Source organism: Actinoplanes sp. CA-142083, assembly GCF_050942195.1.
Classification (GTDB): Bacteria; Actinomycetota; Actinomycetes; order Mycobacteriales; family Micromonosporaceae; genus Actinoplanes.
Genome location: NZ_CP192076.1, coordinates 4,361,593 through 4,381,852, shown reverse-complemented (window position 1 = coordinate 4,381,852; position 20,260 = coordinate 4,361,593). Strand labels below are relative to the sequence as shown.

Genomic DNA, 20,260 nt, shown 5'->3' with positions numbered 1-20,260 from the left:
ATGGCCGCGATCAGCATGAAAAACATCGTGAAGCGCTACGGCGACGGCTACCAGGCCGTGGACAACGTGAGCCTGGACATCGCCGACGGCGAGTTCGTCATCCTCGTCGGCCCGTCGGGCTGCGGGAAGTCGACGCTGCTCCGCATGATCGTCGGCCTCGAGGACATCACCTCGGGCGACATGCTCATCGGGGGCGAGCGGGTGAACCAGAAGGCGCCGCGGGACCGCAACCTGGCCATGGTGTTCCAGAACTACGCGCTCTACCCGCACCTGAGCGTCTTCGAGAACATCGCCTTCCCGCTGCGGCTCAAGAAGGTGCCCGACAGCGAGGTCAAGGAGCGGGTGACCGAGGCCGCGAACCTGCTCCAGCTGACCGAGCATCTGGACCGCAAGCCGGCCCACCTCTCCGGCGGGCAACGCCAGCGGGTGGCGATGGGCCGGGCGATCGTACGGCAGGCCGACGCGTTCCTCTTCGACGAGCCGCTGTCGAACCTCGACGCGAAGCTGCGCGGCCAGATGCGCACCGAGATCGCCCGCATGCAGAAACAGCTCGGCACCACGACCGTCTACGTCACCCACGACCAGACCGAGGCGATGACGCTCGGCGACCGCATCGCGGTGCTGCGCCGTGGCGTCCTGCAGCAGGTCGGCAGCGCCCGGCAGCTGTACGAGGAGCCCGCGAACCTGTTCGTGGCCGGGTTCATCGGGTCGCCCCCGATGAACTTCGTGCCGGGCAAGGTCAAGGACGGGCACATCGAGACGCCGTTCGGCACGGTGAGCGCCGCCGGCGAGCGGCTGTCCAAGGTCGGCGACCGGGACCTCGTGATCCTGGGCCTGCGCCCGGAGCACTTCGAGGACGTCCGGCTGGTGCCGGCCGAGAAGCGGTCCCGCGGGCAGACGTTCACCGCCGAGGTCGACGTCACCGAGTGGCTCGGGCACGAGCTGTACGCGTACGTCCCCTACGACTCGGCGCCCGAGGTCACCGAGCAGCTGGAGGAGCTCGAGCGGGAGCTGGACAGCGAGCAGATGCGCACCCAGCTCGTGGTGGCTCTCGACGCGTCCAGCCGGATCAAGTCCGGCGTGCCGGCCGAGCTGTGGTTCGACCCCGAGCGCATGCACGTCTTCGACGCGGCGACCGGCGAGAACCTGACCCGCGACCCCGACCGCGTGTTCGAGGAGGATGAGCCGGTCGCGATTCCGGTGCCCCGCCACTCGGCCGAGGAACAGACGAAGTCCTGATTTGCGGGTTAAATCCTGTTTGTGCATCTGCCGAAAGTCATAGCGATGATCCGGCTGGGGGCCGAAGCGACCGGCGGCCCCCGACCGGCAGGCTGACCGCCATGTCCATCGATCCGCTCCGGCTCGCCGAGGCGGGCACCGCGGCCGCGCTCGCCCTCGGCTCGGCGACCCTCCCGGCCGCGTGGCACGCGCTCGATCCTTCGCTCGCGACGGTGCTCGCGGCCGTCTGGATGATGCTCACCTCTGGTGTGTACGCGCTACACGCAGTAACCTTCGACTGCTTCCGGCTTACAGGTCAGCACCGCCGAAGGATTTTTTCGTTCACTCGCAGTGAGGAGTGAACCCTCCTTCGACCTAGCTCGTAATCCCGGGCAAGACGTTGGCTCTTCAACCACCGGGAGCGGACCGAAGATGTTTCGCTTGATCCAACTCCACACTGACAACGGCGCACCACGCATCGGCGTCGAGGCCGATGGATACGTCAGCGCGCGCACCGCGCTCGCCCACTACCGCAGCCGGCCCGCCGCCTACTTCGGGGTCGGCCGCTTCGACCACGAGGGCACGCTCGCCGAGATCATCCTGGATCGGCTGTGCGGCCCGCTCGGCGACTGCCCCCGCCCCGCCTCCGTCGTGCACGCCCAGACCTATCAACGGCTCTGCGCGACCTGCTCGCTCGGCCTCGAAGTGCTGACCGTCCCGGAACTCGCCCGGCTCCTCGGCATAGCCTGCCGCCTCGCGCCCGTGCTGGCCCGCTCCGGCCGCCACGCCCGCCTGGAGATGGCCTCGCCGTCCGGCAACCGGATCGCCCGCGAGTTCGCCGCGCACGTGCACGACCCGATCTGGCGGATGGAGCTCTGCGCCGAGCTGGCCCGCGACCCCGGCTCGATCAACGGGCTGCTGATCGGGGTGGGCGCGCTGACCCATCGCGACGTGCTCGACCTGTATCCGCGGTTACGCACTCTCGCCGACGAGCTGCCCGCCGGCGTACGGGATGAATTGATGCGTGCGACGACGCGGCCCCTCTCCCCTGCCGGCGTTGCCGGCCTGCGTCTGGGGTTAAGTTTCCCGGCATGACGTTTGAGGCATTGGTCGAGCGGGCGCGCGGCCTTGTCAACGACGGACGCCGCGCCATCCTCGGCATCACCGGGGCGCCGGCGTCCGGCAAGACCACCCTGGCGGAGGAACTGGTCGCCGCGCTGGACAACGTCGCGCACGTGCCGATGGACGGGTTCCACCTGGCCGACGTCGAGCTCGAGCGCCTCGGCCTGCGCGACCGTAAAGGCGCGCCGGAGACCTTCGACCGCCTGGGCTACGCGGCGATGCTGAAGCGGATCCTGGCCGACGAGGACGACATCATCTACGCGCCCGGCTTCGAGCGGGTCATCGAGCAGCCGATCGCCGGCGCCATCCCGATCGAGCGGGACGCCCGCTTGATCATCACCGAGGGAAATTACCTGCTTCTCTGGGACGATTTGAAGATAAGCGAAGTTTGGTACGCCGACCTCGACCAGGACACCCGTCTCCAGCGGCTGATCGCGAGGCACGTGCGCTTCGGCAAGCCCGAGCCCGCCGCGATCGCCTGGGCGACCGGCACCGACGAGCGCAACGCCGCCCTGATCGCCGCCACCCGCGACCGCGCCGACCTGATCATTCCGGCCCGCTTGATCCACAGCCTCGGCGTCGCGCCCGCTTGAGTGGCATGCTTCAGTCGTGTCTGTCGGTGAATCCGTCGAATCCCGCCCGCGCCGCCGCGCCTCCCGTGTCGTCCGTTTCGCGCTGATCATCGGCGCGATCCTGCTGCTGCTGTTCGGCGTGCCGTGGTGGACGCTGATCGCCACCGGCAACGACTGGCCCACACCGGTCTTCGTGATCGGCACGATCGTCTTCGGGCTGGCTCTGGTCCTCTTCCCGCTGCTGATGTTCGCCGGTCACGGCCGCGGTCACCACGACCTGCCCGCCAAGATCGCCGACACCACGCTGGGCGTCGTCTGGGTCCTGTTCGTCTGGTCGATCCTCGGTCAGATCCTCACCGCCGTCCTCTGGGCGGCCGGCGTCGGGGCGCCGGCTCGCTACCGCATCGCCACCCTGGTGGTCACGGTGGTCGCCCTGGTCCTGCTCCTTTGGGGGTACGCCGAGGCGATGCGCGTCCCGCGGATCCGCCGGGTCGACGTCCCCGTCGATCGGCTGGGCCGCGGCCTCGACGGGCTGCGGCTCGTGCTGATCACCGACACGCACTACGGCCCGATCGACCGGGTCCGCTGGTCGCGCGGCGTGACCGAAGCGGTCAACGCGCTGCGGCCCGACATCGTGGCGCACACCGGCGACATCGCCGACGGCGAGGTGTCCCAGCGCCGCGAGCAGGCGGCCCCGCTCGCCGACATCCAGGCGTCGCTGGCCCGGGTCTACGTGACCGGCAACCACGAGTACTTCAGCGGCGCCCAGCGCTGGGTCGAGCACATGGCCTCGCTGGGCTGGGAGGCCCTGCACAACCGCCACCTGGTGGTGACCCGCGACGGCGACTCCCTGGTGGTCGCGGGCGTCGACGACCGGACCGCGGCCGGCTCGGGCGTGCCCGGCCACCACGCCGACCACGAGGCGGCCCTGGAAGGCGCCGACCCGTCGCTGCCGGTCCTGCTGCTGGCCCACCAGCCGGCGCAGGTCACCGGCGCGGTCGCGCACGGCGTCGACCTGCAGATCTCGGGCCACACCCACGGCGGGCAGATGTGGCCGTTCCACTATCTCGTGCGCCTCGACCAGCCGGTGCTGCAGGGGTTGTCGCGGCATTCCGAGCGCACCAAGCTCTACACGAGCCGCGGCACCGGTTTCTGGGGGCCGCCCTTCCGGGTCTTCGCCCCGAGCGAGATCACGCTGCTGACTCTGCGGTCAGTGACCGGCCGGCTCTGAGCCTCGGTACGTCATGGCGATCCCCCTTCCTGGTGGTGAGGGGGACGCAAGGAGGAACCGGGCCTCGGCGAATGAGGGTCTGCCCTCATTCGGAGCGGCCCGTCGGTACCTACCTTCCGGTGACATGACGAGAATCCGCGCACAGGGGAATCGCGATCGCCGCGCGCCACCTTCCGCAGCGCGGCCAGCGTCGCGGCCACTTCTTCCTGCGCTCGCTCCAGCGCTACTGCGTCACACCTGCGCATTTGTTCCAGCGCTTCTGCGCCACCCCTGCGCGTTTGTTCCAGCCGCAAGGCGAGGGCGAGGGCGACGATCCGCTGCTGGGCGCCGTCGTGCAGGTCGCGTTCCAGCCGGCGGCGCTCGGCATCGGCCGCCGCGACGATGCGCGCCCGCTAAGCCCGCAGATCCGCCAGCTGGGCCTGCCCGCGGCCAGGCCCAGCACCACCAGCCGGGCGTCGCCCCCGGTGATCGCGTACTCGGGGGTCCGCCGGACGGTGGCCGCCGTCATCGCGCCGGCGACCAGGCCGGCGGCCAGGAAACCCAGCTGAGCCACGCGCGCCGGCCCGCCCACCCCCGTCATCGTGGCAGCAACGGGGTGACACACGCGATATCCACCGGCCACGTAATTGCGTTGAAGACCTTCCGGCACATCCGGAGGATGGAGAGACCGCCAATCGCCGAACAACGGGGTGTCTGATGCGTCTTCTTCGTGACCTGTGGGCCACGTCCCGGAGCCGCACGGCCCTGGTGGCCTTCCTCATCCTGATCGGGGCCGCCGGCCAGGCCGGCGCGCTCGCGCTCGCCGGCGCCGTGCTGGTCAACCGGTCCATGCCGATCTTCGGGCTGCTCGCGGCGGCGCTGGTCGCCTCGGTGCTCAGCGACGTCGTGGTCGGGCTGATCTCGGCCCGGCTCACCGCCGACTGGGCGGCCCGCCAGCGGCGCGGCCTCAACCGGGTGGCGTTCGGCCAGGATCTGCCGGCTCTGGAAAACACGCCGGTCGGCGAGCTGCTCGACCGCATCGACTCCGACGTCTACCAGGTCGGCTCCGAGCTGCGCGGCAGCGGCGTGCGCATCGTGCAGTCGGTGGCGGTGGCGACGCTGTCCGTCGTGACGGCGTTCTTCGCCTGGTGGCCGGCCGGCGTAGCGATGATCTTCGTGTCAATCCTGCTCTACCTCACGATGAACAAGCCGATCCAGCGCCTCTCGCCCCTGCGGATCTCCGAGGAGGAGTCCTGGTCCGACCTGGCCGCGGTGATGGAGGAGTCCATCCACGGGCAGGACGACGTGCGGACGAGCCTGGCCGCGCCGTACGTGCGAAGTCTTTATGCGCGACGCGCCGCCGAGGTCCTGCGCCGCGGCCGGCTGGTGTGGCACTCCAGCTCGCGCATCACGATGGGCGCCGGCGCGATCACCCGCTCGCTGATCGCGACGCTCGTCGTCGTCGGCGCGTGGGCGCTGTTCACCGGCAACATCAGCGGCGCGCGCCTGACCGCGGTGTGGCTGCTCGCGCTCGGCTTCGGCGGCACGCTCGAGCACGTCACCCGCATGGTCCCCGAGCTGCAGAACGCTCTGGGCGCGTGGAGCCGCGTGCAGTTGCTGCGCGACGTGCCGCAGGAGCCCGTGGGCGGCCTCGAGCCGGTCGACGGCGACCTGGTGGTGCGCGACCTGACCTTCCGCTACGGCGAGTCCGACTCCGGTCGCCCGCCGGCTCTGAAGGACGTCTCGCTGACCTTCGCGCGCGGCCGGTCGTACGCGTTGATCGGCCGCACCGGATCCGGCAAGAGCACCCTCGCGAAGGTCCTCACCCGCGCGGTCGACGTGCCGCGCGGCACGGTCTTCCTCGGCGGCACCGACCTCACCGACCTCGACGTCGAGGCCCTGCGCCGATGGACGGCGATCGTCCCGCAACGCACCGAGATCCTCGCCGGCACCCTGGCGGAAAACATCGCGCTATTCGACCCCGAGCTGCTGCCCCGGGCCGCGAGCGCGCTCGACGAGCTGGGCCTGACCGTGTGGTCCGAAAGCCTGCCGGACGGCATCGACACCAAGCTCGGCGAGGGCGGCTACAAGCTGTCCGCCGGGCAGGAACAGCTGGTCGCGTTCGCGCGCATCCTGGTGCGCGACCCGCAGGTGGTGATCCTCGACGAGGCCACCGCCCGGATGGACCCGGTGACCGAGAGCTGGGTGCAGCGGGCCACCGACCGGCTCCTCGAGGGCCGGATCGGCGTGATCGTGGCCCACCGGCTCTCCTCGGTGCAGCGCTGCGACGAGGTGGTCGTGCTCGCCGACGGCGAGGTCCTCGAGGCCGGGCCGCTGCGCGAGTCGGCGCGCTTCGCCGAGCTGATGGCCTCCAGCAGCCTGGCCGTGCCGGCCGCCTCCTCCGCTTCCGGAGGCGGCGGGGTGCTGGTGGCCGAGCGCGACTGGGACACGGCGGTGCAGGTCGAGCTGGGCGCCGACGCGCTGGCCAACACGCTGCCCCCGGTCGAGCCGCCACCGCTGCCCGACGCGCCGCGGACTCGTACGATGCGCGAGATCGTCCGCCTCGCGACGAACGATCCGCGGTTCGGCCTCGGCGCGGTGGCGCTGTTCATCGTGCTGATGGTGCTGGGCCTGGACGGCCCGGTGCTGCCATTGCTCTGGACCGACGTGGTCGACGGGGTGGGCAACCCGCTCTACCCGGCGATCGGCATCGCGGCCGGGCTGATCGTGGCGATCCCGACGCTCTACTACACCGGGGCCTGGTTCCCCGAGTGGTGGGTGCGGCAGATGCTGCGGATCAGCCTGCGCCTCGTGCACGGGCAGATCGGCCCCCGCCGGGTCAGCAAGCACACGCCGGCCGAGGTGGTCGCCCAGGGCGGCGACACCGAGCGGGTCGTGATGCTCGCCGACAACCTGATCGACAACGTGACCAGCCTGATCCTCATCGTGGTGATGACGGCGGTGTCGCAGTCGATCGTGCCGGGCCTGTTCTTCCTCGGCACGATGGTGGTCTCCGGCCTGGCCGCGACCCTGTTCGGCCCGAGGCTGGAAAAGGCGGCCCGCCGCACGGTGGCGGGCCGGGCGGCCTTCGCGACCGCGCTGGTGTCGTCGCTGTCGGCGGCCCGCACGGTCAAGCTGGCCGGCGCGACCGAGCCGGTGCTCGCCCACTTGGCGCGCCTCGACGAGATCCGCAGCGAACGCCAGCGGCGCGAGATCGTGATCCAGGTGTGGGCGCGGTCCACCCCGTCGATCGTCAGCGGCCTGCTGCCGATCGCGGCCTGGGCGCTGTACCTCGGCGGCCACCTCACGTCGGCGGCCACGCTGATCGCGGTGGCGACGCTGGGCGCGGCCCGCTGGTTCGCGTGGACCACGGCGTCGCTGGTGTCGCAGCTGCCGTCGGCCCGGGTCTGGACCAGGCGGACGGTGGCGATGTCGGGCATAGCCGAGTACACGGCGGACGTCCCCGGCGTCGACATCTCGGCCGGCACCGCCCCCGCGCCGCCCACCGCGGCCCGCAACCCGTTGCAGACGCTCGAGCTGCGGCACTTCAGCGCGGTCCACGAGAACGGCACGGTCGGCGCACAAGACGTCGACCTCACCGTCAACCGCGGCCAGCTGGTCCTGGTGGTCGGTCCCGTCGGTTCGGGCAAGAGCTCGCTGCTGCGCGCCCTCGCCGGCATCGTGCACCACACCGGCGAGCTGCGCTGGAACGGCAATCCCGTCGACGAGCCCGAGGTGTTCCTGCGCCCCAACCAGGTGGGCTACGTCGCTCAGCTCCCCCGGGTGCTGTCCGGCACGGTCGCCGACAACATCCAGCTGGGCCACGAGCTGGACGCGGCCGACGCAGTCTCGACCGCCCAGCTGGAACACGACCTGACCGCGTCCGGCGGCGGCCTCCAGCTGCTGATCGGCCACAAGGGAACCCGCCTCTCCGGCGGCCAGCTGCAGCGCCTGGCCCTGGCCCGGGCCCTGGCGCCCCGAACCGAGCTGCTGATCGCCGACGACGTGTCCTCGGCCCTGGACGTGACCACCGAGCTGGAGCTCTGGCGCGCGTTGCGCTCGCACGGGGTGACGGTGGTGGGCTCGACCTCGAAGAGGGCGGCCCTCACCCAGGCCGACCGCGTAGTGGTCCTGATCGGCGGCAAGGTCGAGGACCAGGGCACATGGCAGGAGCTCCAGGACCGCTGGGGCCACCTGGCTGGCTGACCCCACGGCGGCGCCGGCCCCCGCCGGCGCCGCCACCCACCGCCCGCACGCCGCCCACGCCCCGTCCCGCCACCCACCGCCCGCACGCCACCCACGCCCCGTCCCGCCGCGCGCCGCCCGCACGCCGACCGCACTTCGCGCCGCCCACCCCCTTCGGCCGCGCGCCGCCCACGCCCCCCACACCCGCGCCACTCCCGCGCCCCCGCCGCCACCCGCGCCCACGCGCCGCCACCTGCGCTCAGCGCCGCCACCTGCGGCCCCGCGCCGCCCCTGCGCGCCGCCGCCGCCCGCCGTCGCTGCGTTCGCTGTGGATCTTGATGAGGTGGCGTTCGCCGCCGACAGCAACTCTTCAGCGGTGCGCAACCGCCCACGCGGCGCCCGCTCTCCCGCGCCCGCCGAGCTCGATCTTGATGACAGAGATGATGGTGGGTGAGCACCTCCCGCCGGGGTCTGACCCGCTTGATGACTGACTTCGGGTCCTTCGTAAGACTTGTCGGCTCCGGTCGGGAGGTGCTCGTGCACGTGCCGGGTCGTGGCGTTGTGACTTCATAGGAGCCTGGCCAGAGGCCCCATCTCTGTCTTGTCCATCGTTGCCCGGCCGGTGCGTGCCGCCCTGCCCACAGTCACGAACGACAGGACGACGATGCCCTCCATTACACCTGACCCGGCCCTTTTCGATGTCGTCGGCGGCGTCGACACCCACCTGGACACTCACACCGCGGCGGTCATCGACCTGGTCGGGCGGGTCCTGGGCACCGAGCAGTTCCCGGCCACGGCGGCCGGCTATCAGGCGTTGCTGGCCTGGATGCGCGGGCACGGCCGGCTGTGGCGGGTCGGCGTCGAGGGCACCGGCGTCTACGGTGCCGGGCTGGCCCGCCGGCTGCGCGCCGCGGCCGTTGAGGTGATCGAGGTCGACCGCCCGGACCGCAAGACCCGCCGGTCACAGGGCAAGTCCGACCCGATCGACGCCATCGCCGCGGCCAAGACCGCCCTGGCCGGCGAACGCACCGGCCTGCCGAAACAACGCGACGGCCAGGTCGAGGCCCTGCGCCACCTGCGGCTGGCCCGGCGCAGCGCCATCGACCAGCGCGCCGACACCCAACGCCAGATCAAAGCCCTGATCGTCACCGCCGACGACCAGCTGCGCGCCCGGCTCCGCGAGCTGAGCGTCAAAGAACTGATCGGCACCTGCGCGAACCTGCGGCCGGACCGAGCCGACGCCGCCAGCCCGGCCACCGCCACCAAAATCGCCCTGCGCTCGCCGGCCCGCCGCCACCAGCACCTGACGGCCGAGATCACCGACCTGGACAGCCTGCTCAAACCCCTGGTGGCCGCGATCAACCCGGCCCTGACCGCCGCCCACGGCGTCGGCACCGACATCGCCGGTCAACTACTGGTCACCGTCGGCCAGAACCACCAGCGACTCACCAGCGAAGCCGCGTTCGCCATGCTCTGCGGCGTCGCGCCGATCCCCGCCTCGTCCGGCAAAACCCGCCGGCACCGGCTCAACCGCGGCGGCGACCGCCAAGCCAACGCCGCCCTCCACCGCGTCGCCATCGTCCGGCTCCGCAGCGACCCCAACACCCGCGCCTACGCGCAACGCCGCACCAAAGACGGCCTGTCCAAAAAAGAAATCATCCGCTGCCTCAAACGCTACATAGCCCGCGAGCTCTACCAACTCATCACCACCAACACCCACGAACCCGCCGCTTGACATCTATAGGAGCGTCTTGGCGTTCGGCGCGAGCGGGAAGTCTTCATCGTTGCGCGGCGCGGGCTGTCGGGCGAAGCTGAGGGTGGGCTGAGGAATGTGCGGGGCACGCATGTTTGCGGGGCACGCACTTTTTGGTAGCGTTGCGGTTGTGGGGTTGCGGGAGCGGAAGAAGCAGGAAACTCGGGCGGCGCTCAGCTGGGCGGCCATCCGGCTGATTGTCGAGCGGGGGTATGAGCGCGTTCTCGTCGAGGACATCGCCAATGCGGCCGGTGTCTCGCCTCGCACGTTCAACAACTACTTCGGGAGCAAGGCCGAGGCGGTCGCGTCCCGCCACCTCGATCGGCTCCTGCGGATGGCCGACACGCTGCGGCAACGACCGGCCGGCGAGCCGCTGTGGGAGGCCATCACCCACGCCATGGTCGAGGAGCATCGGCCCGGACCCGAGGTCAAGGCGCATCCCCGGGGCGACCGGGACGCCTGGACGGCGGGCCTGCGGCTGATGTTCGAGGTGCCGGCGATCCAGGCCGCGACGTTGCGGGCGGGAGCGCAGGCGGCCGACGCCGTGGCCGCGGCGGTCGGGGCTCGCACGGGGACCGACCCGGCGCAGGACATGTATCCGAATCTGGTGGCGGCGACCGTGCTGGCCGCGCAGGACGTGGCCAGTAAGACCTTCATGGTCAACCAGCAGAGCGTCAGCCTGCTCATCACCGACGCGCTGCGGCAGATCGCGGCGGGTTTGCCACCGCCGGCGCACTGAATTCTCAGCGGCAATAAATACGCACGGCCTCTCAATGAATGGGCGGTGAGGTTTGTCATGCCTTTCGACGTTGTCATTTCCGGTGGTGGCCCCAACGGGCTGATGGTGGCTTGCGAACTGGCGCTGGCCGGGGTTCGGGCCGTGGTGCTCGAGCAGTGGACCACGCCCACGGACGAGCAGCGGGCCAACGGAATGGTCGGCCAGGTCATCCGGCTCTTCCAGCGACGCGGGCTCTACTCGCGGCTGAGCGGAAGCCCCGCGCCGCCCACGCCGATGCCGCGATACATGTTTGCGGCATTCCCTCTTCCGCTGCATCAGCTGGCGGACAATCCGGTTTACACAATTCTGGTCCCACAACGCAAAATCGAGGCCATGCTCGCCGCGCGTGCGGAAGAGCTCGGCGTCGAGATCCGCCGCGGGCACGCCGTCACGGGTCTCACCCAGAAAGACGACACGGTCATCATCACGGTCGACGGGCCCGACGGGCCGTACGAGATGGAAACGCACTTTCTTGTGGGGGCCGACGGCGGAAAGAGCACTACTCGGAAGCTGGCGGGGATCGGCTTTCCCGGCGTGACCAACGACCGCACTGTCGCACGGGCGGCGCACGTGACGGTGCCGGCGGAGTATCGCGACGCGGTCACCGGCGGTCTGCGGGTGCCCGGCTACGGAGTGATCCCGCCGTTCATGCACCATCGCACCGAGCGAGGGCTGATCGCCTACGCACCGTTCCCGGACGGGCGGACGCTGCTGAGCGTGAGCGCGTTCGACCTGCCCGAGGGAGACGAGCCGTTCAGCATCGCCGAGCTTCAGCAGGCGCTCGCCCACGTGGTCGGCGTGGAGGTGCCGCTCGGCCCGCCGACCGGCGACGGCCCGCACCTGCTGCGCCGGAACTCCGGGGGCCAGACCCGGCTGGCGGAGCGTTACCGGGAGGGACGGGTGCTGCTGGTCGGCGACGCGGCGCACGTGCACTCGGCGATCGGCGGTCCCGGTCTCAACCTGGGCCTGCAGGACGCGGTGAACCTCGCCTGGAAACTCGCCGCAACGGTCCAGGGCTGGGCGCCGGAGGGCCTGCTCGACACCTACGAAACGGAGCGCCGCCCCGCCGGCGAGCGCGTCACCATGCACACGCAGGCGCAATCGGTGCTGATCGGCCCCGGCCCGGAGGTCACCGCGCTGCGCACGCTCTTCGGCGAGCTGCTGGAAAACCCCGCGGTGCTACAGTACATCGCCGACCTCATCGCCGGCGCCGACATCCGGTACGGGTCGAGCCCCGGCTCACCGCTCACCGGCAGATTCGTCCCCGACTTGGGCCCCGCCACCCACTCGGGCCGCCCGCTGCTGGTCGACAACACCGGCACGCTCGCCGAGATCGCCGCCCCGTGGAGCGACCGCGTCGACGTGGTGACCGCCCCCGTCGAGGGAGCGACCGCGCTGCTCGTCCGCCCGGACTGCTATGTGGCATGGGCGTCCGCAGATGCGCAACCGGATCGTGAGACTTTGCGAGCTTCCCTCATTGAATGGTTCGGTTCGCCACGCTGAACGGCCCGGCGGGGCGCCGCCCCGGGGAAGGCGGCGGCCCGCGCCGGTGGTCAGTTGATCTGGCTTTCCAGCTGCTTGATGACGCTGGTGACGGTGTCGGCGGGGATGGCGAAGCCGACGCCGATGCTGCCCGAATCGGTCTCGCTGGCGGTGGCGATCGCGACGTTGATGCCGATGACCTGGCCGGAGGCGTCGACCAGCGCGCCGCCCGAGTTGCCCTCGTTGATGGCGGCGTCGGTTTGGATCAGGCCGGAGAGCTTCTCGGTGCCGGTGTCGACGCTGCGGTCGAGCGCCGAGACGATGCCGGAAGTGACCGTGTTCTCCAGGCCGAGCGGCGCTCCGAAAGCCAGCACGGTGTCGCCGACCACGACGCTGTCGTCGGTGCCGAAGGTGGCCGGAGTCAGGCCGGACAAGCCGGTCGCCTGCACCAGGGCGAGGTCGTGGGTGGTATCGGTGGCGACGACCTTGGCGGGGACGGTCTGGCCGCTCGACAGGCGCACGCTGACCGTGCCGTCCGAGTCGATCACGTGATTGTTGGTGAGGATCAGGCCGTCCGAGCTGATGATCACGCCGGAGCCGAGCGCCGACGAGCGGGCGCCGTCGACCATGACGGTGACGATGCTCGGCTGCACGGCCTTCACCACGGAGGCCAGGGAGTTGCCGTCGGTGACCGTCGCGGAGGTGGTGGTCACGGTGGTGCTGCCGGCCGCGACGGGCTGGTTGTCGATGAGGTAACGCTCGGCGAGCACGCCACCGGCGGTGCCTCCGGCGGCGACGAGCGCGAGCACGGCGGCGCCACCGGCTATGCGACGCGGCCAGCGGCTTCCGCCCGAGGCAGGAGAGACCGCGTACGGCGGTGCGGGCGGCGGCGGAGGCATCGTGTGGTCGTCGCGGTTCCCGGTGAACGTCTGGTCGCTGGAGTACGTCTGGTCCCGGTCGTCCTCGGAGTAGGGGGGCCGGGTCATCAGGTCGGTCATGGCGACGCCTCGCTTCGTTGGGCTGGTGACTCAACAGTTGCCCGGGTTCTTGTTGGCCAGCGGTGAGGCGTCTGTGGGTTCGCTGTACGCGTCCACCCATGGACGAGGCGGTCGGCCCGGCAGTCGGCGCGCGGCTGGTCACCCGGTCGGGTCGCGTCACCACCCGGGGGTGGGCGCGGCGAGGGCGGCTCGGGTGGAGGCCACCTAGGGTCTGCGCGTGCCTTTCGCCCGGTTTTCGAACATATTGGTGCCGCTGCCGCCTCGTCATTCCGCGCCCGCTGGGGTTACACCGCCGCCTGCGGGGGTGACAGCGCGGCCCGCCCAGCGGCCCGACTGGGCGGGCGAGACCGTGCCGATGCCACTGCCGCCCGCGTTCGTTGGTGGGGAGACGGTTCTTTTGCCCGTCGTTCGGGGCGCCTCCTCGAAAGGCGGCGAGACGGAGGTGGAGTCTTGAGGCGAATGCTGGCCGTGGCGGCGATCGCGGTGCTGGGACTGGCCGGGTGCGGGGAGGCGACCGAGAAGAGGGCCGCCACTCCGGTGATGTCGGCGAGCGACGGTGCTCATCCCGTACGGGATCAAAAAACGCAGCCTGCGGAAGGCGCGACGCCCAGGTCTCGCACCACCTCGCCGGCGCCCAAGGCGCAGCGGCCCAAGCCGGCGCGGACGACCGTGGAATCCGGTGGGGCGGGAAGTGGGGACATGGGGCTTGATCGGTTTGTGGCGGCGGTGCAGCGGCAACTGCCGGCCGTGGCGGTCGACCGGAGGGATGAGGAGGTGGAGGACCTTGGTGTTCAGGCTTGTCAGGGACTTGAGGCCGGCGAGAGGGACGCCGTTGTGGCTGGGGTGATCAGCGAGCAAGGGGTGGATCTGGGGGACGCGCGGAAGCTTGTCGCGCTGGCGCGAAGCACGGCATGCGGGGATCGGCCGAAAGTCTGAGCGAGGCACAGATAGCCAGGACCTTGGTCCGATGTGGGGCACAGCCTTTCCGCGGAAGCTTGATTTCAGGAGCTTTCGGCTTCCCGGAGGAGGTTGGCGATGTCCGCACGAGGAATGCTCAGCGTGGTCGGCACCGCGGTCGGCGGTTTGATCGGATGGTCGGAGCAGCCACCACCGGCCGACCCTTCGGTGGTTCGGTCGTTGCTCGCCGAGGTCGGCATGCCGGTCGGTGAGGACGAGTCGCTCTCGTTGATGCTGCGAGCGTTTCAGGAACGGGTGGGGCTCGACGCCGATGGGATCGCGGGACCGCAAACGGTGCATCTGCTGGCGCGGTACGCGAAGGAGATCCGGGAGCTGAACCTTGGGATGGCCGCGTAAGGTGCCCGGCATGATCACGTTCTACGACGACGCTTCGGGTGAGCGGGTGGAGCTTTCCGCGGCCGAGGTCGGGTCGTGGTCGGCGGCTACGGCCTCGCTGCTGACGGAGGAGTGCGGGCTTGCGGCGGGCGCGCGGGTGGGTGTGTTGCTGCCGCCGCACTGGCAGACCGCTGTGGTGTTGCTGGGTGCTTGGTCGGTGGGGATGGAAGTTTCATTCCGGGGGTGGGGCTCGGCGGGGCTGGCCCCTCCTGAGGCCTCGCTTGATGCGACGTTCGTCGAGTCGCGGCGGGTGGGGAGTTGGCTCGATGACGTTCCTGGCGGGCGGCATCAGTTCTCGCTCCTCGGGACGGCGCCTTCCGGTTATCGCGACTTCGTGACCTCGGTGCGGCCACACCTCGGCTCCGGCGCGCCGCCGTGGTCGGTCGCTGTCGACGACGTCGCGGCGGCGGGTGGCGTGACCTTCGGCGAGTACGGGGCGGTGGCGCTGGGGGTGGCTTCGTCGCGGGGCATCTCGCGGGGGGATCGGGTGCTGATCGATGTGACGGCCACCGAGGAACCGTTGATCTGGCTGATGGCGCCGCTGTCGGTGGGGGCGTCGATCGTGCTGTGCGCGAATCTGGATCCGGAGCTGGTTGAGCAGCGGGTTGCTTCTGAGCGGGTCACCAAGGTGCTCGCTGCCGCGGGGTGAGTCGCAGCGCCTCCGCCGTTCGGCGGTCTATTGAGGACGTTCACATGGTGGAGAAGATCCACCTATCGCGGTAGCCTCCCCGCCCAGGGGGAACCAGAGCTTGGCGCCACCACCTTCGGTGTGGACGAGCCGCTGCCGCTGGGGCGTTGTTGGGGCGCTCCAGCGTCAGCCCTCATCGGCGCCGGGGCGGTTCGATGCCCGGTCAGTCGTCGAAGGTCACCTCCAGCTTCGGGCTCGCCGGCCGTGACTGGCATGTCAGCACAAATCCGGCCTCCAGCTCGGCGGGCTCCAGAGCGAAGTTCCGCCGCATCGTCACCTCGCCCTCCACGACGCGAGCCCGGCACGTGCCGCACACGCCGCCCTTGCAGGCGAAAGGCAGGTCGGGCCGCGCCCGCTGCGCCCCCTCCAGCACGGTGTCGCCCTCCGCGACCGTGACCGTCGTGGCCCGCCCGTCGAGCACCACGGTGACCTCGCTGCTCGGCCCCTCGATCCCCCGCTCCTCGCGGCGCGGCTCGGGCGGCAGCTCGTCGACCCAGAACAACTCACGGTGAATCCGCGCCGACGGCACCCCGTGCTCCTGCAGCACCTCGATCGCGTCGGTGACCATGCCGAACGGGCCGCACAGCCACCAGTGATCCACCCCGCCGACGTCGATCAGCGTGGGCAGCAGTGCCCGCATCTTGGGAGCGTCGAGCCGCCCGCTGAGCAGTTCGACCTCGCGGGCCTCCCGCGACAGCAGGTGCACCAGCTCGAGCCGGGACGGATGGCTGTCCTTGAGGTCGGCGAGCTCCTCCGCGAACATCACGGTGTCGGCGCGCCGATTGCCGTACAGAATGCTGACCTGCGCCCCCGGCCGCCGCAACAGCGACGATGCGATCGACAGCACCGGCGTGATCCCCGAACCCGCGGCGATCATGACGTGCCGGCCGCCGGCTTCGAGGTCGGGCGTGAAGCTCCCGGTCGGCGGCGCCACCTCCACCGCGTCCCCGATCCGCAGATCGTGCACCAGCCACGAGGACACGATGCCGCCCGGCACTTCACGCACCCCGATCCGCGGCCGCGCCCCGACCGGCGCGCAGATCGAGTAGCTGCGCCGCTCGTCCGCCGGGTCGGCCGGCTTTCGCACGGTCAGCGACTGCCCCGCCCGGAAGGCGTAGATCGCCGCGAGCTCGTCGGGCACGTCGAAGGTGACCGCCACGGCGTCGTCGCACAGCCGCTCGATCCCGGCCACGCGCAGCGGATGGAAGTCACGCACGACCACGTCAGATCTCCTTCATGTGCTCGAACGGCTCCCGGCAGGACGGACATCGCCGCAGCTCACGGCACGCGGTGGCGCTGAAGGCGGAGATCCGCTCCGTTTCCGCGCTGCCACACAGCGGGCACGCGACGGACTCCTTGGGCAGGCCGAGGGCGAGCGGCACCGGTCCCGCCGATCGCCGGGGCGCCGCGCCGGGCGGCGCGATCCCGGCGGCGGCGAGCTTGGCCTTGCCGGTTTCGCTGATCCAGTCGGTGGTCCATGCGGGCGACAATTGCGTACGGACTTCCGCGCGCCCGAACCCCGCCACGCGCAAAGCGTTCACGATGTCGTCGCGGATCGCCTCCATGGCCGGGCAGCCCGAGTACGTCGGCGTGATCGCCACAACCACGCCGTCCCGCTCCTCGCGCACGTCCCGAACGATGCCGAGCTCGGCGAGCGTGACCATCGGCAGCTCGGGGTCGGTCACGGTGGCGACAATGTCGGCGGCGGCGCTCACCAGACGCCTCCGGGGAGCGCACGCGCCAGCTCCTGCATCTCGGCGAGGATCTCCGCCAACTCGGGCCCGTGGACGCCGTCACGCCCTCGACCGGCCTGCGTGGTCGATTCGTCGACGGTCGCCGGCCGGTCCGAGCTTTCTGCTCCGGGCGACGTGCTCAGCGTGGCCGCGGCGAGGACCTGCGCCATCGCCGCGTCGAATTCGGGGCGTAGAAGGGACGGCTCCACCGCGACACCGGCCGCGGCGAGGCGCGTCTCCACCTCGTGGGGCTCGAAGAGCTCGCCGACCGCGGGCAGGATCGCGCCGATCGCCGCACGCATGCGTTCGTGGGACAGGTCGGTGCCGTCGCCCAGGCGGACGACCCACTGGGCCGCGTACTCCCGGTGGTAGGTGACCTCCTTGACGCCCTTGGCCCCGATCGCGGCGAGCACCGGGTCGCGGGAGGCGGCGAGCCGGTCGAGCAGTGGCAGGCGCCAGCACGAGAAGACCAGGAGCCGGGCCACGAGGTGGGCGAAATCCTCGTCGGCGCGTTCGGCCAGGCGCACGTTGCGGAAGGCGGTGGCGTCGCGAAGATACGCGAGTGCATCTTCGTCGCGGCCGGCGTTCTCGGCCTCGCCGGCGCGGGTCAGCAGCAGGCGGGCCTGGCCGAGAAGGTCGAGGCCGATGTTGGCGAGGGCCAGCTCATCCTCGAGCTCGGGTGCGCGGGTCACCCACTCCTGCAGCCGGTGCGACATGACCAGGGCGTCGTCGCCGAGCATCAGGCAATAGGTGGCCAGGTCGGCGTGGTCGACCCCGTCGGGCACGGCCGTCGGCACGCCGGCGAGAGGATCGGCGAAGCCGGTGCCGTAGGCCCAGCGCGCGTCGTCCGCGTGGTCGGTGAGTGCGCCGTAGGCGTCGTCGTCGAAGGACATGGCGGCCTCAGATGTGTGGAACCGAGTCGGGGATCGAGTAATACGTCGGGTGGCGGTAGACCTTGTCGCCGCTGGGCGCGAAGAACGCGTCCTTGTCGTCGGGCCCGGAGGAGACGACGTCGTCGGAGCGGACCACCCAGATGCTGACGCCCTCGTTGCGCCGGGTGTAGAGGTCACGCGCGTGGTGCAGCGCCATCTGATGATCGGCGGCTCGGAGTGAACCCACGTGCACGTGATTGAGTCCACGCTTGGCCCTTACGAACACCTCGAACAACGGCCACTCGTGCTTGATCTCGTCGCTCATCCGCGCACCCCCGCTCGTTTGGCGGCGTGCGCCGCGGCTGCCTCGCGCACCCAGGCGCCTTCCTCGTCGGCGCGCCGCCGGTGGGCGATGCGCTGCTCGTTCAGCGGGCCGCCGCCGGTGATGACGCGCTTGAACTCGGCCCAGTCGATCTCGCCGAAGTCGTAGTGCTCCCGCTCGGCGTTCCACCGCAGCGCCGGGTCGGGCAAGGTGACGCCGAGCGCCTCCGCCTGCGGGACGGACATGTCGACGAAGCGCTGCCGCAGCTCGTCGTTGCTGTGCCGCTTGATCTTCCAGGCCATCGACTGGGCGCTGTTGGGCGAGTCCGCGTCGGGCGGGCCGAACATCATCAGCGACGGCCACCACCACCGGTTCGTCGCGTCCTGCACCATCTCGCGCTGCTCGGGCGTGCCGCCCATCATGGTCATCAGCAGCTCGTAGCCCTGCCGCTGATGGAAGGACTCCTCCTTGCAGATGCGGATCATGGCCCGCGCGTACGGCCCGAAGGAGCTGCGGCAGAGCGGCACCTGGTTGCAGATCGCCGCGCCGTCGACCAGCCAGCCGATCACCCCGACGTCCGCGAAGGTCAGCGTCGGGTAGTTGAAGATCGACGAGTACTTCTGCCGGCCCTCGATCAGCCGCCGGGTCAGATCGCCCCGATCGGCGCCGAGCGTCTCGGCCGCCGAATAGAGGTAGAGCCCGTGCCCGGCCTCGTCCTGCACCTTGGCGAGCAGGATCGCCTTGCGGCGCAGCGACGGCGCCCGGGTGATCCAAGCGCCTTCCGGCTGCATCCCGATGATCTCTGAATGCGCGTGCTGTGCGATCTGCCGGATCATCGTCTTGCGGTAGCCGTCGGGCATCCAGTCCCGCGGCTCGACCCGCAGATCCTTCTCGATCGTCTCGGCAAAGACCCGCTCCCCCGCGGCCGATGCCGGCTCTGCGCTGAGGTCGCTCATGATGCCTCCCAGGTGAAGAAGCCCTGCCCGGTCTTGCGGCCCAGCTCGCCCCGGGCCACCTTGTCTCGTAGCAACGCGGGCGGGGCGAACCTCTCCCCCAGCTCGCGATGCAGGTGCTCGGCGATGGCGAGGCGCACGTCGAGGCCGACCAGGTCGGTGGAGCGCAGCGGGCCCATCGGGTGGCGATAGCCCAGCTCCATGGCGCGGTCGATCGACGCGGCGTCGGCCACGCCCTCTTCGAGCATGCGGATCGCCTCGAGGCCGAGCAGCACGCCGAGCCGGCTGGTGGCGAACCCGGGCGAGTCGCGCACCACCACCTCGGTCTTACCCAACCCGGCGACCCAGGAACGCGCCGCCTCGGCGGTGTCGTCGCCGGTGGCCGGCCCGATCACGACCTCGACGAGGCTGCTGGCCGGCACCGGGTTGAAGAAATGCAGGCCGAGGAACCGCTCGGGCCGCTGCAGGCCGTCGGCGATGCCGGCGATCGAGAGCGAACTGGTGTTGCTGGCCAGCACCGCCTGCTCGCCGACCGCCTCCTCTGCGGCGGCCAGCACCCGCACCTTGAGGGCGGCGTCCTCGGGCACGGCCTCGACCACCAGGTTGACGTCGGCCGGCAGCGCGGACACGTCGTCGACGAGGACCAGCCGCTCGAGCACGGCGTCGGCCGACTCGGTCAGCTTGCCCTTTTCGGCGGCCCGCAACAGACCCATCGCGACCCGGTCACGGGAGGCCACGGCCGCGGCCGGATCCCGCTCGGCGAGGCACACCACCGAGCCGGCCGCCGCGAAGACCTGGGCGATGCCGGCGCCCATCCGCCCACCGCCGATCACGCCGACCAGCTTGGGCACCGAGGGCGCAATGGTCGCGGTCATGAGCGACCTCCGGCGTTCGCGCGCGGCCACCGGGTAGCGAGGGTGGAGCGGCCCCCGGCGTTCACGCGCGGCCACCGGGTGGCGAGGGTGGCGAGGGTGGAGCGGCCCCCGGCCTTCGCGCGCGGCCACCGGGTGGCGAGGGTGGC

Annotated in this window: 21 protein-coding genes; 13 read left to right on the top strand and 8 right to left on the bottom strand. The window is 71.1% G+C overall.

Annotation, left to right across the window (positions count from 1 at the left end; genetic code table 11):
- The 5 genes from ACQPZX_RS20090 (at position 1) to ACQPZX_RS20070 (ending at position 4,143) form a co-directional block, all read left to right on the top strand.
- Positions 1 to 1,239 carry an ABC transporter ATP-binding protein gene (locus ACQPZX_RS20090; protein ID WP_433382974.1) on the top strand — a complete coding sequence of 413 codons (1,239 nt, stop codon included), beginning with the start codon at positions 1 to 3 and terminating at the stop codon, positions 1,237 to 1,239.
- Positions 1,240 to 1,340: 101 nt separating this feature from the next.
- A complete protein-coding gene (locus ACQPZX_RS20085) occupies positions 1,341 to 1,580 on the top strand; it encodes a hypothetical protein (RefSeq protein WP_433382973.1) in 240 nt (79 codons plus the stop codon).
- 70 nt (positions 1,581 to 1,650) lie between these two features.
- The gene (locus ACQPZX_RS20080; protein ID WP_433382971.1) at positions 1,651 to 2,313 is read left to right on the top strand and encodes a hypothetical protein; all 663 of its coding nucleotides are present in this window, start codon (positions 1,651 to 1,653) and stop codon (positions 2,311 to 2,313) included.
- Positions 2,310 to 2,933, top strand: coding sequence for a nucleoside/nucleotide kinase family protein (locus ACQPZX_RS20075; RefSeq protein ID WP_433382969.1), 624 nt, complete (start codon positions 2,310 to 2,312; stop codon positions 2,931 to 2,933). The genes ACQPZX_RS20080 and ACQPZX_RS20075 overlap by 4 nt, the downstream gene beginning before the upstream one ends.
- A gap of 16 nt (positions 2,934 to 2,949) precedes the next feature.
- Positions 2,950 to 4,143: a metallophosphoesterase gene (locus tag ACQPZX_RS20070; protein ID WP_433382968.1), complete on the top strand. Its 1,194-nt coding sequence runs from the start codon at positions 2,950 to 2,952 to the stop codon at positions 4,141 to 4,143.
- Positions 4,144 to 4,154: 11 nt separating this feature from the next.
- Here the strand turns inward: ACQPZX_RS20070 and ACQPZX_RS20065 are convergent, their stop codons facing one another.
- Positions 4,155 to 4,457: a hypothetical protein gene (locus tag ACQPZX_RS20065; RefSeq protein WP_433385350.1), complete on the bottom strand. Its 303-nt coding sequence runs from the start codon at positions 4,455 to 4,457 to the stop codon at positions 4,155 to 4,157.
- Between ACQPZX_RS20065 and ACQPZX_RS20060 the strand changes: the two genes are divergently transcribed.
- The 5 genes from ACQPZX_RS20060 (at position 4,422) to ACQPZX_RS20040 (ending at position 12,341) form a co-directional block, all read left to right on the top strand.
- On the top strand, positions 4,422 to 4,691 hold the full coding sequence (locus ACQPZX_RS20060) for a hypothetical protein (protein ID WP_433382966.1): 270 nt from the start codon (positions 4,422 to 4,424) through the stop codon (positions 4,689 to 4,691). The genes ACQPZX_RS20065 and ACQPZX_RS20060 overlap by 36 nt on opposite strands.
- Positions 4,692 to 4,839: 148 nt before the next feature.
- A complete protein-coding gene (locus tag ACQPZX_RS20055) occupies positions 4,840 to 8,328 on the top strand; it encodes an ATP-binding cassette domain-containing protein (protein ID WP_433382964.1) in 3,489 nt (1,162 codons plus the stop codon).
- Between the two features lie 643 nt (positions 8,329 to 8,971).
- The gene (locus ACQPZX_RS20050; RefSeq protein WP_433385347.1) at positions 8,972 to 10,042 is read left to right on the top strand and encodes an IS110 family transposase; all 1,071 of its coding nucleotides are present in this window, start codon (positions 8,972 to 8,974) and stop codon (positions 10,040 to 10,042) included.
- A 148-nt stretch (positions 10,043 to 10,190) separates the two neighbouring features.
- Positions 10,191 to 10,799 carry a TetR/AcrR family transcriptional regulator gene (locus ACQPZX_RS20045; protein ID WP_433382962.1) on the top strand — a complete coding sequence of 203 codons (609 nt, stop codon included), beginning with the start codon at positions 10,191 to 10,193 and terminating at the stop codon, positions 10,797 to 10,799.
- Positions 10,800 to 10,856: 57 nt separating this feature from the next.
- On the top strand, positions 10,857 to 12,341 hold the full coding sequence (locus tag ACQPZX_RS20040) for an FAD-dependent monooxygenase (protein WP_433382960.1): 1,485 nt from the start codon (positions 10,857 to 10,859) through the stop codon (positions 12,339 to 12,341).
- A gap of 50 nt (positions 12,342 to 12,391) precedes the next feature.
- Here ACQPZX_RS20040 and ACQPZX_RS20035 read toward each other — a convergent pair whose 3' ends face one another.
- The gene (locus ACQPZX_RS20035) at positions 12,392 to 13,318 is read right to left on the bottom strand and encodes a S1C family serine protease (protein ID WP_433382958.1); all 927 of its coding nucleotides are present in this window, start codon (positions 13,316 to 13,318) and stop codon (positions 12,392 to 12,394) included.
- A 459-nt stretch (positions 13,319 to 13,777) separates the two neighbouring features.
- On the opposite strand from ACQPZX_RS20035, the gene ACQPZX_RS20030 reads away from it, so the two are divergent.
- From ACQPZX_RS20030 to ACQPZX_RS20020, 3 genes are all read left to right on the top strand, one after another.
- Positions 13,778 to 14,254 (top strand): DUF732 domain-containing protein, encoded by a 477-nt coding sequence (locus tag ACQPZX_RS20030; RefSeq protein ID WP_433385344.1) that lies wholly within the window; start codon positions 13,778 to 13,780, stop codon positions 14,252 to 14,254.
- 99 nt (positions 14,255 to 14,353) lie between these two features.
- Complete coding sequence (locus ACQPZX_RS20025) at positions 14,354 to 14,632, top strand: peptidoglycan-binding protein (RefSeq protein WP_433382956.1); 279 nt, start codon at positions 14,354 to 14,356, stop codon at positions 14,630 to 14,632.
- Positions 14,633 to 14,642: 10 nt separating this feature from the next.
- Complete coding sequence (locus ACQPZX_RS20020) at positions 14,643 to 15,320, top strand: TIGR03089 family protein (protein ID WP_433385341.1); 678 nt, start codon at positions 14,643 to 14,645, stop codon at positions 15,318 to 15,320.
- 202 nt (positions 15,321 to 15,522) lie between these two features.
- Here ACQPZX_RS20020 and paaE read toward each other — a convergent pair whose 3' ends face one another.
- From paaE to ACQPZX_RS19990, 6 genes are read right to left on the bottom strand one after another with little or no spacing between them, the layout of a single operon-like run.
- Positions 15,523 to 16,581: a 1,2-phenylacetyl-CoA epoxidase subunit PaaE gene (gene paaE / locus ACQPZX_RS20015; protein WP_433382954.1), complete on the bottom strand. Its 1,059-nt coding sequence runs from the start codon at positions 16,579 to 16,581 to the stop codon at positions 15,523 to 15,525.
- Between the two features lies 1 nt (position 16,582).
- Entirely contained in the window at positions 16,583 to 17,023 is a 441-nt protein-coding gene (paaD, locus tag ACQPZX_RS20010) for a 1,2-phenylacetyl-CoA epoxidase subunit PaaD (protein ID WP_433385338.1), read from the bottom strand.
- Between the two features lie 47 nt (positions 17,024 to 17,070).
- A complete protein-coding gene (gene paaC, locus ACQPZX_RS20005) occupies positions 17,071 to 17,985 on the bottom strand; it encodes a 1,2-phenylacetyl-CoA epoxidase subunit PaaC (protein ID WP_433382952.1) in 915 nt (304 codons plus the stop codon).
- A 7-nt stretch (positions 17,986 to 17,992) separates the two neighbouring features.
- A complete protein-coding gene (gene paaB, locus ACQPZX_RS20000; protein ID WP_433382950.1) occupies positions 17,993 to 18,289 on the bottom strand; it encodes a 1,2-phenylacetyl-CoA epoxidase subunit PaaB in 297 nt (98 codons plus the stop codon).
- Complete coding sequence (gene paaA, locus ACQPZX_RS19995; RefSeq protein ID WP_433382948.1) at positions 18,286 to 19,242, bottom strand: 1,2-phenylacetyl-CoA epoxidase subunit PaaA; 957 nt, start codon at positions 19,240 to 19,242, stop codon at positions 18,286 to 18,288. The genes paaB and paaA overlap by 4 nt, the downstream gene beginning before the upstream one ends.
- A complete protein-coding gene (locus ACQPZX_RS19990; protein ID WP_433382946.1) occupies positions 19,239 to 20,114 on the bottom strand; it encodes a 3-hydroxyacyl-CoA dehydrogenase family protein in 876 nt (291 codons plus the stop codon). Before ACQPZX_RS19990 ends, paaA begins: the two co-directional genes overlap by 4 nt.
- Between the last annotated feature and the right edge of the window lie 146 nt (positions 20,115 to 20,260).